This window comes from Brevibacillus sp. AF8 (genome assembly GCF_021270385.1).
GTDB lineage: Bacteria > Bacillota > Bacilli > Brevibacillales > Brevibacillaceae > Brevibacillus.
The window spans coordinates 212846-230051 of sequence record NZ_JAGQDN010000002.1; the positions used below are offsets into that span (position 1 = coordinate 212846).

The 17206-nt window shown below is 46.1% G+C and carries 14 protein-coding genes; 12 read left to right on the top strand and 2 right to left on the bottom strand.

All coding sequences use genetic code 11. The features are described from left to right. Window positions 1-24: 24 nt before the first annotated feature. From gcvPA to KB186_RS04155, 8 genes are all read left to right on the top strand, one after another. Window positions 25-1377, top strand: a complete 1353-nt coding sequence (gene gcvPA, locus KB186_RS04120) for an aminomethyl-transferring glycine dehydrogenase subunit GcvPA (RefSeq protein ID WP_173609633.1) — start codon at window positions 25-27, stop codon at window positions 1375-1377. Next, window positions 1370-2839, top strand: coding sequence for an aminomethyl-transferring glycine dehydrogenase subunit GcvPB (gene gcvPB / locus KB186_RS04125; RefSeq protein ID WP_173609632.1), 1470 nt, complete (start codon window positions 1370-1372; stop codon window positions 2837-2839). The genes gcvPA and gcvPB overlap by 8 nt, the downstream gene beginning before the upstream one ends. Window positions 2840-2938: 99 nt before the next feature. After that, window positions 2939-4018 (top strand): undecaprenyldiphospho-muramoylpentapeptide beta-N-acetylglucosaminyltransferase, encoded by a 1080-nt coding sequence (locus KB186_RS04130; protein WP_232773148.1) that lies wholly within the window; start codon window positions 2939-2941, stop codon window positions 4016-4018. A 71-nt stretch (window positions 4019-4089) separates the two neighbouring features. Continuing rightward, window positions 4090-4920: a lipoate--protein ligase family protein gene (locus tag KB186_RS04135; RefSeq protein WP_173609631.1), complete on the top strand. Its 831-nt coding sequence runs from the start codon at window positions 4090-4092 to the stop codon at window positions 4918-4920. A 610-nt stretch (window positions 4921-5530) separates the two neighbouring features. Further along, a complete protein-coding gene (locus KB186_RS04140) occupies window positions 5531-7228 on the top strand; it encodes a molecular chaperone HscC (RefSeq protein WP_232773149.1) in 1698 nt (565 codons plus the stop codon). Continuing rightward, the gene (locus tag KB186_RS04145; protein ID WP_173609629.1) at window positions 7228-9084 is read left to right on the top strand and encodes a J domain-containing protein; all 1857 of its coding nucleotides are present in this window, start codon (window positions 7228-7230) and stop codon (window positions 9082-9084) included. Before KB186_RS04140 ends, KB186_RS04145 begins: the two co-directional genes overlap by 1 nt. A gap of 13 nt (window positions 9085-9097) precedes the next feature. Continuing rightward, on the top strand, window positions 9098-9763 hold the full coding sequence (locus KB186_RS04150) for a DUF1266 domain-containing protein (RefSeq protein ID WP_173609628.1): 666 nt from the start codon (window positions 9098-9100) through the stop codon (window positions 9761-9763). Between the two features lie 557 nt (window positions 9764-10320). Then, the gene (locus KB186_RS04155) at window positions 10321-10872 is read left to right on the top strand and encodes a glutathione peroxidase (RefSeq protein ID WP_221867161.1); all 552 of its coding nucleotides are present in this window, start codon (window positions 10321-10323) and stop codon (window positions 10870-10872) included. Window positions 10873-11132: 260 nt separating this feature from the next. Here KB186_RS04155 and dat read toward each other — a convergent pair whose 3' ends face one another. Continuing rightward, window positions 11133-11984 (bottom strand): D-amino-acid transaminase, encoded by an 852-nt coding sequence (gene dat, locus KB186_RS04160; RefSeq protein WP_232773150.1) that lies wholly within the window; start codon window positions 11982-11984, stop codon window positions 11133-11135. Window positions 11985-12302: 318 nt separating this feature from the next. On the opposite strand from dat, the gene KB186_RS04165 reads away from it, so the two are divergent. Then, window positions 12303-13640, top strand: coding sequence for a M28 family peptidase (locus KB186_RS04165; protein ID WP_173609625.1), 1338 nt, complete (start codon window positions 12303-12305; stop codon window positions 13638-13640). A gap of 222 nt (window positions 13641-13862) precedes the next feature. Here KB186_RS04165 and KB186_RS04170 read toward each other — a convergent pair whose 3' ends face one another. After that, window positions 13863-14870 carry a hypothetical protein gene (locus KB186_RS04170; protein ID WP_232773151.1) on the bottom strand — a complete coding sequence of 336 codons (1008 nt, stop codon included), beginning with the start codon at window positions 14868-14870 and terminating at the stop codon, window positions 13863-13865. A gap of 156 nt (window positions 14871-15026) precedes the next feature. Here KB186_RS04170 and KB186_RS04175 point away from each other — a divergent pair, with 156 nt between their 5' ends. The 3 genes from KB186_RS04175 (at window position 15027) to KB186_RS04185 (ending at window position 17169) form a co-directional block, all read left to right on the top strand. Then, a complete protein-coding gene (locus tag KB186_RS04175) occupies window positions 15027-15590 on the top strand; it encodes an NADPH-dependent FMN reductase (protein WP_017247978.1) in 564 nt (187 codons plus the stop codon). A gap of 99 nt (window positions 15591-15689) precedes the next feature. Next, window positions 15690-16121: a transcriptional regulator MntR gene (gene mntR / locus KB186_RS04180; RefSeq protein ID WP_173609623.1), complete on the top strand. Its 432-nt coding sequence runs from the start codon at window positions 15690-15692 to the stop codon at window positions 16119-16121. 118 nt (window positions 16122-16239) lie between these two features. Continuing rightward, on the top strand, window positions 16240-17169 hold the full coding sequence (locus tag KB186_RS04185; RefSeq protein ID WP_232773152.1) for a patatin-like phospholipase family protein: 930 nt from the start codon (window positions 16240-16242) through the stop codon (window positions 17167-17169). Window positions 17170-17206: the final 37 nt, after the last annotated feature.

Below are 17206 nucleotides of genomic sequence, written 5' to 3' on the forward strand. Positions count from 1 at the left end.
TCCTTTTAGAGGAGGACAACGTCCGTGAAATACCGCTACCTGCCCCAAACTGATCAGGACAAGCGCGAAATGCTGGAAACCCTCGGCATTTCGAGTGTAGAAGAACTGTTTGCTGATATTCCGGAAGAAGTGCGCTTCAAAGGTGCTTTGAATATTCCAGAAGCACTTTCCGAGCCAGATTTGGTGAAGTATTTTACACACCTCGCAAATAAAAACGTAAACTTCAGCACGCATGTTAACTTTCTAGGTGCGGGTGTTTATCAACATTACACGCCGAGCACAGTCAATCACATGCTGCTCCGCGGTGAATTCTTTACCGCTTATACACCTTACCAGCCAGAAATCAGCCAAGGTGAGCTGCAAGCTATTTTTGAGTTCCAAACGATGGTATGTGAGCTGACTGGCATGGAGGTAGCCAACTCCTCGATGTATGACGGCGCGACTTCTTTGGCAGAGGCAGCAATGATGGCTGCTGGCCATACTGGCAAAAAGCGCGTAATCGTTTCCCGTGCTGTACATCCAGAAGCGCGTGGCGTTTTGAAAACATATGCGTATGGTCAAAACGTTGAGCTGGTTGAAGTAGGTATCAACAGCAATGGCGTTACGGATACAGCGGCTCTGGAAGCGCTTGTCGATGAAAACACAGCAGCGGTCATCGTGCAGTATCCGAACTTCTTCGGAAACGTAGAGGACTTGGGAGCGATTGAACCAATCGCGCACGGAAAAGGTGCACTGTTGATTACATCCTCCAATCCGCTTGCTCTGGGTGTACTGGAGGCGCCGGGCAAACTGGGCGCAGATATCGTAGTGGGCGACATGCAGCCATTTGGTATCCCAGCATCCTTTGGTGGACCACATTGCGGATACTTTGCTACCACATCCAAACTGATGCGCAAAATGCCAGGTCGTATCGTCGGTCAAACGAAGGACGAAAATGGCAAACGCGGCTTCGTTTTGACACTGCAAGCGCGTGAACAACATATTCGTCGTGAAAAAGCGACTTCCAACATCTGCTCGAACCAAGCGCTGCTCGCATTGGCTGCTTCTATTGCCATGACAGCACTCGGCAAACAGGGTGTACAAGAAATGGCGATGATGAACCTGCAAAAAGCTCATTACGCCAAGAATGCTCTGCAAGCAAAAGGCTTGGAGATCGTATTCACTTCTCCATTCTTCAACGAGTTTGTGGTGAAGCTGAACAAACCAGTTGCAGAAGTAAACAAAGGCCTGTTGGCTGCAGGAATCATCGGGGGCTATGATCTCGGTCTCGACTATCCAGAGTTTGCAAATCATACCTTGCTTGCAGTAACTGAGCTGCGAACCAAAGAAGAAATCGACACATTGGCGGCTGAATTGGAGGCGATCACACGTGCGTAACGACCAAGAGAAAGCACTGATTTTTGAAATGAGCAAGCCAGGCCGTGTGGGCTACAATTTGCCGGCATTGGATGTTCCAGAAGTAGAAGTAGCAAGCCTTTTGCCAAAGCACCTCATTCGCGAAACGCCGGCTGAGCTGCCTGAGGTATCTGAGCTGCAATTGGTTCGTCACTATACAGAATTGTCTCGTCGCAACCACGGGGTAGACAATGGCTTCTACCCGCTTGGTTCTTGCACGATGAAATACAACCCGAAAATTAACGAAGACGTTGCCCGTTACGCAGGCTTTGCGCAGACACATCCGTACCAACCGGAAGAAACCGTACAGGGTGCTTTGGAGCTGTTGTACAACCTGCAAGAAGAGCTGGGTGAAATTACAGGCATGGACGCAGTTACTCTGCAACCAGCCGCTGGTGCTGCGGGTGAGTGGACAGGTTTGATGATGATCCGCGCCTACCACGAGAGCCGTGGGGAAGGCCATCGTACCAAAGTAATCGTGCCGAACTCCGCACACGGTACGAACCCGGCATCTGCTGCTGTAGCTGGTTTGGATACCGTAACCATTGCATCTGACGAGCGTGGATTGGTTGACATTCAAGCGCTGCGTGATGCAGTAGGACCTGACACGGCTGCTTTGATGCTGACGAACCCGAACACACTCGGATTGTTTGAAGAAGATATCGTGGAAATGGCGAAAATCGTCCATGAAGCTGGCGGCCTCTTGTACTATGATGGTGCGAATGCGAACGCGATTTTGGGAATTGCCCGTCCGGGGGACATGGGCTTCGACGTGGTGCATCTGAACTTGCACAAAACGTTTACAGGACCTCACGGCGGTGGCGGTCCAGGTGCAGGTCCGGTCGGCGTGAAAAAAATTCTCGAGCCATTCCTGCCTACCCCAATCGTAGCGAAAAAGGAAGACGGTAGCTTCTACTGGGACAGCAATCGTCCGGCTTCCATCGGCCGCGTAAAAGGCTACAACGGAAACTTCGGTATTCTTGTTCGTGCGTACAGCTATATCCGTACGATGGGGCCAGAAGGCTTGCTGCAAGTTTCCCAAAACGCGGTTCTCTCCGCCAACTACATGATGCGTCGTCTGGCAACGGCTTATCATCTGCCATTTGATCGCGTCTGCAAGCATGAGTTCGTCCTGTCTGGAGTGAACCAGAAGAAGCTGGGCGTACGCACGCTCGATATCGCAAAACGCTTGCTCGACTTCGGTTATCACCCGCCAACGATCTACTTCCCATTGATCGTGGACGAGTGCCTCATGATCGAACCGACCGAAACCGAGACAAAAGAAACGCTCGATGAGTTCATCGACGTCATGCTGCAAATTGCCCGCGAGTGCGAGGAAACGCCAGAAATCGTTCAGGAAGCTCCTCATACGACTGTGGTCAAACGTTTGGATGAAGCGACAGCGGCAAGAAAGCCAATCTTGCGTTATCAGCCGCAAGCATAATCCTAGATTCCAGGAAAAGTCGCCTGTTGTTATGGGCGGCTTTTCTTTCTGATTGGTGCTATCATGATGGGAGAAGAGGCAGGGGAGGGTTCGAACCGAATGAAGAGAAGGATTGTGTTTACCGGTGGTGGTTCGGCAGGCCATGTTACTGTGAATCTTGCGCTCATTCCCCACTTTATCAAGCTGGGCTGGGAAGTCGCCTACATTGGTTCTGCGACAGGAATCGAACGTGAGCTGGTCGCCAATCATCCAAAAGTCTGCTATTTTGGCATTTCTTCAGGAAAACTGCGACGTTACTTTGATTGGAAAAACGTAAGTGACCCGCTGCGAGTCCTCAAAGGCATTTGGCAAGCTTCTCGCTTTCTCGGCAAGTGGAAACCGGATGTGATTTTTTCCAAAGGGGGCTTCGTTTCTGTACCGGTCGTATTCGGAGGGTGGCTAAACCGTCTTCCCGTTGTCATCCATGAATCTGATCTGACACCTGGTCTCGCAAACAAGCTGGCTGTCCCTTTTTCCAACAAGGTGTGCGTAACATTTCCAGATTCCCTTTCGAAAATACCGGGAAACAAAGGTATTCACGTAGGTGCAGTCGTGAGAGAAGAGTTGAAGCAGGGGCGAAAAGAAGCGGGCTTGGCGTACTGCTCCTTTACCGAAAAAAAGCCTGTCTTGCTTGTCATGGGGGGAAGCTTGGGAGCACGACGAATCAACGAGGCGGTACGGCGCACATTGGCTAACTTGCTGGAGCATTTCTCCATTGTACATATTTGTGGCAAAAATCAAGTGGATGAAACGATTCAGGTAACAGGCTACAAGCAATTCGAGTATGTTCAGGAGGAGTTGCCTGATTTGCTAGCGATGGCAGATCTTGTTGTGTCTCGTGCTGGCTCCAATGCAATTTATGAGTTTTTAGCCCTGCAAAAGCCGATGCTCTTGATACCGTTGTCCCGTGAAGCAAGTCGGGGTGATCAGATTTTAAATGCTCAGTCCTTTGAAAGGCAGGGCTTGTGTCATGTTTTGCTGGAAGAAGAGCTAACGGATGATCGCTTTTATCAAGCAGTGAATGACTTGCAAACGAACAAGCAGTCCATCTTGCAGCGAATGCGCGAAGAAAATGAGAAGAAAACAGATGCACTGGCGAAGGTCATGGCAATTTTACAGGAGGCAGCTCGTGCAAATTAGCCCATCAAAGGCTTGCCGTCCCTCGTGCCAGAAGCGTACAATGAAGGCGTTGTGAATGAGGAGGTACATAGATGGAACAGTGGCGCTATATCGTGACCGAAGCCATGTCACCCGCGATGAATATGGCAGTAGATGAAGCAATTTTGCAGTTGCACAGTGAGGGCAAGGTTCTCCCGACCGTTCGTTTTTACACGTGGGACCCGGCGACACTGTCTATTGGTTATTTCCAGAAGGCCATCAAGGAAATCAATCTGGAGGAAGTTCAAAATAGAGGACTGGGCTTTGTTCGCAGAGCGACAGGAGGGCGTGCTGTTCTCCACGATCAGGAGCTGACATACAGTGTCATCGTGTCCGAAGAGCATCCGAAAATGCCTTCGAGCGTTACGGAAGCCTACAAAATCATCAGCTTGGGTCTTCTCCACGGATTCCAAAACCTCGGACTCTCGGCGGAAATGGTTTCCTTGGCAAGTGAAGAGGAGAAGGAAAAGTACAATTCTCCAGGGTCATCCGCTTGCTTCGATTCTCCCTCTTGGTATGAACTCGTGGTAGAGGGGAAAAAAGTAGCGGGAAGCGCGCAGACCCGACAAAAGGGTGTTATTCTTCAGCATGGCTCTATCCTGCTTGATATGGACGTAGATTTGCTATTCTCACTCTTGCATTTCCCATCCGAACGGGTAAAACAACGGATGATCGATAGCTTCCGACAAAAAGCCGTGACGATCAACGAAGTAAGCCCTCGGCCAATCAGTCTGCAAGAATCTATCGAGGCGTTCTCAAAAGGCTTTGCATCCGGACTGGAAGTGGAGCTGATCCCTTCAACGCTTACGGACGAAGAACTCGCTTTGGCAGAAGAACTTGTGCGTACGCGCTATGCCACAGACGAATGGAATTTGCGGCGTTAAAAAAGAGTAGCTCTCTCGGATTTATGTGCATACCGGGAGAGCTTTTTTTCATTACACGAGTATGTCCAGTGAAAATAATGTACTAGAATCCCATTTACGGGCAGGATGATCAAATACAGTAGATGGAAGAAAATACACTATTTTTGATTTAGTCCCCACCTTTTTTTGTAACGTGTCGTTACTCTATTTGTACTTGGAGTTCGGTTATATAGTCTTTATGGTTTGAAGAAGCATAATTATTCGAAAGCGAAACTTCGTATACATTATTCTCTTTTGAAAAGCCTAATGACTTCATTCATGGATTGACGAATAACAAAATGCGGAAATGTAACTTTCAATGTATCGGGTTCTTCGTCCTTATAGTCCTTCAATGTATAACGGAGGTTGTCAACATACGAGGATAGGTTGTAAGCCATTGTTTATAGACTTGTGCGAGAATGATGAAATTGGAGAAAGTGGGACATTAAACTAATTCTAAGAGTGACAGGAACCATATTATAAACCTTTTGTTTTTGATCGATTTTTAATACTATAAATACTATTGAATATAATTACTAAATAACGGTTGAGCTGTTATACATTACATGAGAAATGAGGGTATTCATATTCTATGACAACGATAGGTATTGATTTGGGAACTTCGAATAGTCTGGTAGCTTTTTGGTGTGATAACGGTCCCGAGCTAATACCGAATGCGTTGGGAGAACACCTTACTTCATCTGTTGTAAGCATCGATGACAATGGTGAAATTCTGGTTGGCCAAATTGCAAAAGAGCGTCTCATTACCCATCCCCATGTAACTGCAGCAGCCTTCAAACGGTATATGGGTACAGAAAAGCTGTTTAAGTTGGGGCAGTATTCATTTTCTCCTGAAGAGCTTTCCTCTTTTGTCCTAAAAGCATTGAAGGCAGATGCTGAAGCATTTTTTGGATATGAGGTTACGGAAGCGGTGATTAGCGTTCCGGCTTATTTTAATGACTCTCAGCGAAAGGCAACCAAGCGTGCTGCCGAATTAGCCGGGTTAAAAGTAGAGAGGCTCATCAGTGAACCTACTGCCGCTGCGATCGCGTATGGACTTCATCAGGAAAAGTCCGATACCAAATTCCTGGTCTTTGATTTGGGGGGAGGAACCTTTGACGTTTCTATACTCGAGTTTTTTGAAGGAGTCATGGAGGTCAAATCGATAGCAGGCGATAACTATCTTGGTGGCGAGGACTTCACCAAGCTACTTGCTGCCTATTTTGTTGAAAAAACAGGGATGGATTCTGAGGCGCTAGATGCCAAGGCACACTCTGCCATTGTCAAACAGGCGGAACTTTGTAAACGGATGATTGGCCGAGATCTGATTGGAAAAATGAACTTTACCTTAAACGGCAAAACACATGAAATCAGCTTGGATCGAAATGAATTTGAGAAGCTTGCAAGTCAGCTCTTGCTTCGTTTGCGCCACCCGATCGAGCGAGCATTGAGAGACGCATCTCTTACTCCTGAGGAGCTGGATGCTATCATTCTCATCGGTGGTGCCACCAGAATGCCGATAATCAAGTCGACTGTTAGCAAAATGTTTGGACGCTTGCCCTACTCGCAAATCAACCCAGATGAATCGGTAGCGATTGGAGCTGCGATTCAAGTTGCTCTCAAGGAGAGAAACGAAGCCTTAAAAGAGATTATTCTGACGGATGTATGCCCTTATACGCTTGGAACCGATATTGTGAAAAGAACAGCAAGTGGCTTTGAGGATGGACATTATCTGCCGATCATTGAACGTAACACGCCCATACCGGTGAGCAAAGTAAAGCGTCTGTATACAGTCAATGATGATCAGACTGCGATTCTCACCGAAATATACCAGGGGGAGAGCCGCCGTGTCGAGAACAACATCAAACTGGGGGAACTCAAAGTAGAGGTGCCAAAAGGTCCCGCAGGCCAGCAGTCTATAGATATACGCTATACCTATGATATTAATGGGATTTTGGAGGTTGAAGTTACTATAGTCAGTACTGGCTTGAAAAAGAACATGATTATTGAGAAAAACCCAGGAAGCCTGTCACCTGAGGAGATCGAAGCTCGTCTTAACGAATTGAGAGATATCAAAATCCATCCGCGTGACAGGGCCGAAAATAGACTGTTGCTTGCTCGGGGTGAACGGATGTATGAAGAATCCCTTGGGGACAAACGGACAGAAATTGCATATTTACTGGAAAAGTTCGAAGCTGTGTTAGCCACACAAGATCAGCAACTGATAAAAAAGGCAACTTTAGCGTTTAAAAAACAACTGGATCATTTAGAAGGGTGGTTCGACTACTAATGGGTGTGTGGGAGGTACTTGGGATTGAACCCACAGAAGATATTCAATCGATTAAAAAAGCCTACTCCCAAAAACTGAAGGTTCACCACCCCGAGGATGATCCGGAAGGCTATCAAAGGCTAAGAGAAGCATATGACTATGCAGTGAAGGCTGCGAAAAAGGGTGCCATCAAAGAAACTGGCCCGTCGTTCAGCGATGAAAGCAACATCCATATCTGGCCCAATCCTCCCAACACGGTCGAGCTAACAGTTGAAACGATAGACCGACCAGAAGAGATTGACCCAGTAGATGAATTCATGGAACAAGTTGAAGAGGTGTATTCTGATTTCTCTTCCCGTATCAGCCATGAACAATGGTCAAAGCTTTTAAATAACGATATTGTCTGGAATGTAAGGCTCAATGAAATAGTAGAAGTAACCTTATTGGATTTCTTGCATGAACATCGGTTTCTTCCTAAAAGAGTTTGGGAATCCATCGAATACTGTTTTCGATGGCGTGAACTAGCAACAGAAGATCCGGATGATCGAATGGAGCTTTTCACCGAAGAGTTTTACCATTTTTATTGTAGACAATTGGATGAACCTGCTCTTCGTTATACCTTTATACAGCATGCAGCCGATTTAGACTACGATGTGTTTCTGAACAAGCGGGAGACGGCATATCAGGCACTTAAGGAAAACAATCTGGAACTGGCAGGTCAATCGCTTGATGAAGCCTATGCGATGTATAAAGATGATCCTGACTTGCTTCGGCTACAGGGTGAATACTTCCTTCGAATGGGTGAAAAGGAGTCTGCTCTTGCTGCAATGGAACACGGAATCCGTATTTATCCAGATGACATCGATTGGTATCTGATTCGATCTCGGATATGGTATGAAACCCATCAATTCGTAGAAGCAAAAGACGAGTGTCTGTACATCCTCTCACGTATGCCTGCCAATATGGGTGCCCTGCGTCTGTTGGGGAAATGCTTCATTCAGCTTGGTGAGTTAGAGAAGGCAGAGGAGAACTACTTGAAGATATTGGAGAGTTTTCCGAATGATATCGATGCCATAACCAGCCTTGCACAAATCCGTTCTGAGATGGTGGAGCGGGCCAAGCGGATGCCCATTTTCACCAGAAGATCAGTCATAAAGAGATTGTATAAAAAGCTTGGGAAGCCAAATTTTTTTGGCAGTGTGAAACTGTTTTGGATGCAGTTGCCCAAAGCAGGTGTCGCATTCATTCTATCCTTCATTCTTTTTCTACATGTTTTGTTATCTGATTCTTTCATCAATGATACCGGATTAACACCTATCTCCTATCTGAAAAATAGGATTCATCCTGTAGAACTATCTTCCACTGAGGTGCTGAATCAACTGGATTATTCTGATGTCGCCCAAATAAAGCTTCCCAGTGTTCAGTTTCTAGGAATAACAGAGTATCAATTAAAAGCCCAAACGGGTGCTATCAGTACTCGATATAATTCTTCCTACAGTAAGAAACGTAATTGGGCTCGAAGCATTCTCCCCACAGGATGGTTTTATGTTGCTAAGCTTGATAACTCATCAATCGTTTTATTGGTCTCAGATGCTAATCAAGCCGTGCAGATACAAAAAAGTAATTTCATTGATTCGCCAGGAACAATCGTGAAAATGCCGGAAGAGTTACCTGACTATGTATGGGAAGTTTTGCAGATTACAGACTTTGGATCCAAATACAAAGATTCCAAATTTGTTGTCGATAAACTAATTGTTGTACATAATGTCACGAATGAAGTCCCTGTTAAAGCAGTGATTTATTCCGTATTGTTACTAGTTCTCTATGCATTTTTGCTTCGACTGTTTGTCAGAACCTACAAAACGGTCCGATTCTAATAAGGAGGAACCGATGGCACCCACCGTTCTTACCTATAATCAGAAGGGTCACAGATTATTTCTGCGAGCTCTTTCGTCTGTTTGCTTTAGCAAAAGTGGAGCCTACTATTATGCGTTATATCATGAAAATTTAAGTAGACGAACGTGCCTATTTCTTCTTAAGGAAAAACAGATTACAGATAAGACCGCACTCATTGATACAATAAAATGGCTCATATCGGAAGGGAAGAGGGAAGAATTCAATCGTCTCCGTCATTTCTTATTTACTTTTTCCGAATCAGAACGAACGGCATACATTCAAGCGTTACCCGAGGACCATCAATCGAAATCTCAGTTGATTCTTGTCGATTACTATTCGAGAGGTCTGCCTTCAGCGGGGATTGCTGCTCATGACTATGCTTGGTGCGTCCTTTTATCCAGAGCTGGCTTGAAACTCGGTTACTTGCAAAAGGATCAGGCAATGGAATATATGTTAAGTGCTGCAAGACTGGCACAACAAGCGTATTCCGGATGGAGTGAATATATTGCCGGTTTTGTGGCAGGAATTGATTTTCTAATTCCGGATACGTCTTTCCAAACTGCTAAAGAAAATCGAGGTTTCTACACCAAGCTGCTCGCCTCTAGGCACAGTCCCATGCGTCAAGTTGATTGGAATGTAGCTCTCAACAGTAATAAATGATCTGACCTTCGTAAAATATCAGTCCTCATTCGTACCAAGAAAATGTAGGGCTGGCTTGATTTTGAGTAAACCAAACAAATGTTCAAAACATAGAGTGGTTACCAACACGTCCTCGTCGATTAACACGAGGGCGTGTTTTTAAATAGAAATATGGGATTATATAGGGATATTGGAATGATATGTGACACAAATAATTGCCCATCCGTCTTACCATTGGTTGGATCGATGCTCTAACCGGCAAAGTCATCGGGGAAGAAGCTGAACTGGCAGGGGAGCTCGTCAAGGTGTCCCGCCAATAAATGACGTAACAGCGGATTTGCTCTCGCAGCAATATCGGCTGTTTTTTTGTGCGCCTAGCATGGGCGTCGTTGTTCACTGAAAAGTCCAGTCCTAGTATTTCAAGGCACCGAATGATTTGGATGATATAGTTTATTCCTATTAACATTATTAATACTATATATTAGTCCAATAGAGGAAGTGGCCTTATTATGTAATTAAACTGCGGACGTCTAAATTTCGGTTTTGCAGAGGCAACATAATAGGGGAGGAACGATATCATGTCGATTTATGATTTTCAAGTCACCTCAATTAATGGAAAGCTGGTTGAATTGTCAGCTTACCGAGGGAAAGTTCTCCTCATAGTCAACACTGCCAGTAGGTGCAGCTATTCTCGTCAATTCGCTGGTCTTCAAAAGCTTTATGAAAGTTACCATGAGCAGGGGTTTGAAATACTTGGGTTTCCTTGTAACCAATTCAACGAGAAAGAGCCAGGGAACAACTCGGAAGTGCGGGAATATTGTGAGAGCAACTTTGGAGTGACCTTTCCGTTATTTGAGAAAATGGAGGTTAGAGGTCAGACTGCTCATCCATTATTTCAATTTTTAACAGAGCAAGCGCCATTTCAAGGTTTCGATACTCAGACCTCGGACGGTCAATGGATGCAGAGCTTTCTGCAAGAAAAGTATCCTGACATATACGCTGGTGTTGAGATCAAGTGGAATTTCACAAAGTTTTTGATCGAACGGAACGGTCATGTATACGGAAGATACGAAACAACGACGGAACCATTGGAAATAGTGCCAGTAATTAAATCACTGCTTTTAAAGTAAATGAATATTTTCGGCCATTCAATTAAACATCCCTGTAAAGGCTAAGAAATGGCCTTTGCCAAAAAAAGAAGAACTAACGAAGACGTTAGTTCATTCATAGGCCGAAACAGCAGCGGTAGTCTAAGACTTTATTTTTCACATCTTAGTCCGCCGCTGTTTCTTTTATTGAACCGGTCTTAAACTTATTTTGCGAAGGCTGCCGAATATATATTTGAAAAACCGCGTTAGATCAATAACTCCAGACTAAAACGTTATTTTCATTACACGAGTACACTTGTGTTGATATGCTGTTCAAACAAGTCTTGTAGCGTAAGTGCGACGGGTCCTGGCTGTCCGTTTCCGACAGCGACGCCATCTACCGAGATGAGCGGCATGATTTCCGCGGTCGTGCTGGTGAGGAATACTTCATCGGCTTGCTTCAAGAAAGCAATGTCGAATGCTTCTTCATGGACAGTGATGCCATTGTCTCGAGCCAAATCAATGACCACTTGCCGAGTAATTCCGTGCAGGATCAGATTGTCAGCCGGATGCGTATACAGCTCGCCATTTTTCACGACGAACAAATTGGAAGAGCTGCACTCTGTGATGATGCCGTTGCGGTGCAAAATCGATTCTTGGGCACCTGCATCCTTTGCGTATTGTTTGACCAGAACAGCTCCCAGCAAATTGAGCGTTTTGATATCGCAACGCAGCCAGCGAATATCTTCGACGAGCTGAGCTGTCCAGCCTTTCTTCATATCAGCAACAGGGCGGTCCTTGCGACGGACAAAGCCCATAATCACAGGCTGGATTCCAGACGGAATATCGTGTACACGCGGAGCGGTGCCACGAGATACTTGCAAGTAAAGACTGGCGTCGTCATTCTCCGTGATGTTGTTCTTGGCGATTAGCTGATTTGCTAAGTCTGTCAGCTCTTCTGCGTTCCATGGGAGCTCCATTTTTATTTCTTTGGCACTCCGAAATAATCGGGTAAGATGACCATCCCATTGGTACATGCGCCCCTTATAAATGCGTACTACTTCATAGATGCCATCCCCAAAGTTATAACCGCGGTCTTCTGGATGAACTGCGACTTGGCCTTCTTCTACCCATTTTCCATCTACATATAGCATGGTGCTTCCCCCTCAATGGATTCCAATCCGTTTCTTTCAAACGGTTTTTTGTTGATTCCACCTTAGCAAAAGGCAAGGACATCGGTCAATTTGAAAGTCGCCTTTTCTTTATCAATAATTTTACGGAGTAAAGCCTCTTTCTATTAAGAATTCATATGGAAGGAAGTCATGCGAAAAATTGACGTTTTGGGCAGAAGAAAGCGAAAGCTGTCCAGGGATGGCGCAGGATGAAGTTATTTGACTAACTATTCTGACTAGACTCGGTTTGTCGTAAACACCCATAATAAATAGCAAAGAGCGAAGGAAAGGGAGAATGCCATGCGATCTGTCCGTCATTATGCGCTATGTGCCCTGCTTGTCTGTGGAACGATATTGCCGATACCTTTCCTTTCCCATCGTGTTCATGCAGAAGAAGCTCAAGATTGGATCGATCGTGAACGCTTGTACAGCCATGTCGAGCAATTGGCGAGAACAGCCCGTCCACCTGCTACTGAAACGGAATTTGCGGCAGCGGTCTATGTGGAAAATACACTTCAATCTTACGGCTATAAGACCAAGCTCGATCCATTTTCTTATTATACGTACCGAAATCCTACTACTCTATCACTGACAATGGAAGAATGGCCGGGTCAAAAATGGACAGTAAGTGGATTTACTTTTGGGATCAATGGAACCGCAACAGCACAAGTGGTGGATGCAGGATTGGGAAGGGCGGTTGATTTTGCGAATGATGCCTCCCGGGGAAAAATTGCCTTGGTCAAGCGGGGCGATATTTCGTTCGGAGAAAAAGTACGCCAAGCAGCGGCTGCAGGAGCCGTTGGTCTGATTATCTGGAATGATCGGGAGGAAGGTTGGAATGCTTCACTGGGCGAACCCTTGGATATCGCTGTTCCTGTAATCGCTTTGTCCAAAGCGGATGGTACGAAGCTCCAAAAACGCATCTTGGACAAGCAGCCCGTGAAGGGAACCGTCAAGGTAGAAGGAGCCGTAACGACCAAGCAAACCTCGTATAATATCGTGGCAAGCCGAAAGCCTAATCAAAATGACACCGGGCAGGTCGTTATGGTATCCGCTCACCATGATTCCGCCGGGTTATCAGCCGGGGCAAATCACAATGGCTCTGGTGTAGCTGCCTTACTTGAGATAGCGCGTAATATCGCTGACAAGCCGATTGATACGGAAGTGAGGTTCGTTAGCTTTGGCGCGGCTACTTCGGGAAGCAGAGGTCCGATTGCTTATGCAAATGCCTTATCAGCCAAAGACCGACAAGCTATGATTGCAGCCTTTTATATCGAAGGGGTGGGCAGTCAAAAGGCGGAACTCGTTGCAACCAATTCGCAGGGAAACGAAAATCTGCCAACCCAACTCCTGAGAGCAGCAGGGGTGTCTCCAACAGATAAGGATGGGAAACGTGAACGAAACGGTGCAGCGGACTCTTTAGCCGCCGCGGGTATTCCTACGGCACTTGTGACGAGTGCAGGGATGGGACAAACAACAGATGACTCCATCGCGCAGATTGATTGGGCACAAATCGCAACGGCGACAAAGGCGGTTCTTTCAGCGATTGACAAAATTACAGAGCAAACAACGCCAGCTTATCCGATCGGTTCTCCAAATGGGGGACAGCGGAGAGCGGAAAGTGAGTCTTTGCAGTAAACAGTAAACGTCTCCTTCGGGGGACGTTTTTCGTTTGTGGTAAAATGAGGGAGAGTAACCTTGTATAGAGGAGGCCTACATGACGATGAGTCCTTTAAATATTTTGGTGTTTATCCTTTTTTTCTTGGTAGTGGTCGGAATATTGAATTGGCTCCTATAATGGCGAAAAAAAGTGGCCAAGATTCTGTCTTGACCACAGGAGCTACGAGTAAACAATCCATGTCAATTCTGGTGCTTCCAAACGTACCAGCCCATTAAGAACATGCCGCAATAGGTCGCTGCACTGGCAATTGCAGACATACTCCACGGAACAACGAGTGTGAGGACAGAGAATACAAAGACCGTAAGCAGCATGACGACAATGAGTGGCAGCATTTGTAGATGTTGACGTGTCGCAATTGGATGTGTCAACGAATAGAGGAGGGCTGCGACAATGACTCCACCATGCACGAGTGAGAGGATAGCGAGAAGCCAATCGCCACCCGGTATCATTTGCACCAATATTTGTTTGATAGGCAATACAGAGGCGTGGGCATCATGCCAGTGGGCAAGAAGGATAGCTTGACCTGACATCGTGAACAAAAGAAAGATTCCAGCTCCGATCATTGCGCCCATCCGAACAGATTGCTCATGGGACGCATGTACTGCCAATGGTAGGGTCGTGGCCAAGCCGATGAGAAAATGCAAGGCAAGGAAAAATACGGCGTGAATCAGCCAGTTCACGTTCATTTGATAACCCAAGCTCGGTAGAGGCACATGGGATTGTGCACTGAAAATCAATCCGAATAATACTAAACCGATGGATAGAGATAGGGCTGTTGCAGTGACAATCCATCTCCGACGATTTATGATAAAGAAGATGGCTGCAATGGTCAGAAGGATGAACCAAAGAGGAGAGACCCCCTCCAAGAGGAAATCTGCCTGTTGGCCAAGCATGACTCCTGTATACCCCAATAGCAGAATGTGGGTGATGACAGATAGGCTAGAAGCGAACGCTTCGCCACACAATACGTAGTACAGCTCGTACAGGGAGCGAATTTGCTTGCGATGGCAAAAGGTCAACAGCTGGACGCCGAACCAGCCGAGGCCAAGAGCCGCAAGTGCAATGCCTATTGTCCCCCAGGAACCGAAATAAGTAAAAAAGCGTAACCATTCATATCCACCCAAGTAGAATCCGCCTAACGCAGACCCTCCAAAAAGCACGGCGATACGCCAAGCGACTTTGTCCATAGGCATCATCCTCACTTGCAACTTGGTACAAGTGTATGAGACAAACAGGTACGTTCAGAACAGATGATATTAAATAAACATAAATGTTTACAAATTATACTTAATGGAATATAATGAGGAACATACCAGTATTTAGATTATCGATGGGGTGAAACCATGAAAATTGTAGGAATAGCCGGAAGCATGAATGCCAATTCTACGACAAAACAAGCGATTCATATTGTACTTGAAGCCGCGAAGGCTGCAGGTGCCGATGTTGAAATGATTCATCTGGCGGACTGGAAGCTGCCACTGTATGATGACCGTGATGATACCAGTACGTACCCTGAAATTGTCCATCAATTTGTCAAAGCGGTTTCTGAAGCAGATGGATTGGTAATCGGTTCGCCTGAATACCATGGCACGATGACAGGTGCTTTGAAAAATGCCATTGACTTCCTGGAAGGGCGCATTTTGCGTGATAAGCAAGTTGCCATCATTGGTGTCGCTGGCGGAAGTATGGGTGCTACGAACACGGTCAACACCTTGCAATTAATCATGCGCAACCTCCATGCATGGCCGTTGCCATCTAGCCCTTCCATCCCAAGTGCTTACAATGCCTTTACACCAGAAGGCAAGCTGAAGGATGAGCGATTGCAGGCACGCATGGAGCAATTGGGTCAACAACTCGTACAATATGTCCAAATGATGAACCCAACACCAGAAAAACAGCTACGATAGGTACTTTTCTCTTGCAAATGCTTCTCATTACACGGTATCATATTTCTACGTGCCTTTTTTGGCTAGATGAAATAACGGTTTGGAAATGAGGGGTTCACAATGCCGCCGACGCCGAGTATGGAAGACTATTTGGAACGCATTTACAACTTAATTGAAGAAAAGGGCTATGCTCGTGTCTCCGATATTGCTGAAGCGTTGGAAGTACATCCCTCTTCGGTCACGAAAATGGTTCAGAAACTAGACAAAGACAAGTATCTCGTTTATGAAAAATACCGTGGGCTTGTCTTGACGGCAAAAGGGAAGAAAATCGGAAAACGCCTAGTAGACCGTCACAGTCTTCTGGAAGAATTTATGCGGATCATTGGCTTGGATGAAGAGCACATTTATCAGGATGTGGAAGGAATCGAGCACCACCTGAGCTGGGAATCGATTACATGTCTGGAGTATCTGGTTCAGTACTTCGAGGCAGATCCAAAGCGTATAGAAGAGCTTCGTAACATTCGTTTGTTAGATGAGCAAAAAGAGGAATAGTCCATATCGTTATCGTATTATAGCGCAAGCCGACCAGGCTTGCGTTTTTCTTTGTGGTAACGGAAAAGCTGTCGTCTTATACATGGAAAAGGGGAGGAATTTTAGGGAGGGGAACAACGTGAAAGCGGATGCAGTCTTTGAAGGTGGCGGTGTAAAAGGAATCGCTTTTATCGGTGCCTTGCGAGTCATGGAGGAGAATGGATACACATGGGAAAGGCTCGCTGGTACCTCGGCAGGGTCCATTGTTGCGGCTTTGCTCGCCGCAGGCTATTCCAGCCATGAGTTGAAACCGATCTTTGAAGAGCTGGATTACCTTCACTTTCTCAAACGCTCAGGGCTGGGCAAGCTCCCTCTCATCGGACCAATCTATGAACTCGTCGTGCGAGAAGGGATTTATCGAGCAGATCGAATTGAGTTGTTCATAGAGGAGTTGTTATTACGAAAAGGAGTACGAACATTCGGAGATCTTCCACCTGGTAAGCTGAAGATTGTCGCATCTGATGTCACTGACGGAAAAATGCTTATCTTTCCCGACGATTTGGTACGGTATGGTATAGAGCCCGATCAATTCCCTGTGGCACGAGCCGTTCGTATGTCTTCCTCCATTCCGTTTTTTTTTCAGCCAGCAAAGCTGACAAATGCTGGACATGTACATTACATCGTCGATGGCGCATTATTGAGCAACTACCCCGTTTGGTTGTTTGATGTACCGGGGACTCCGCGGTGGCCTACGATTGGTTTTCGTCTGAGTGATGATCAAGACAAGAGAGAAGCGACCAGCATCAAAGGTCTTTTTTCCTTCTCCCGGGGATTGCTGGCGACTATGCTCGATGCTCATGACCGTCTCTATGTGGAAAAGGCAAAAGCCGTCCGGACGATTTTTATCCATACATTAGGGGTGAGAACCACTCAATTTCAGCTGTCAAATGAAATCAGGCAACAATTGTTTGAATCAGGGGAGGGAGCGGCTCACAAATTTTTGGCACAATGGGATTTTGAAGATTACGTCAAAGTGTTTCGCAATCGTTCTCCGAAAATGCTGGTCTAATAAAAAACAGGTTGCCGATTCAGGCAACCTGTTCTTC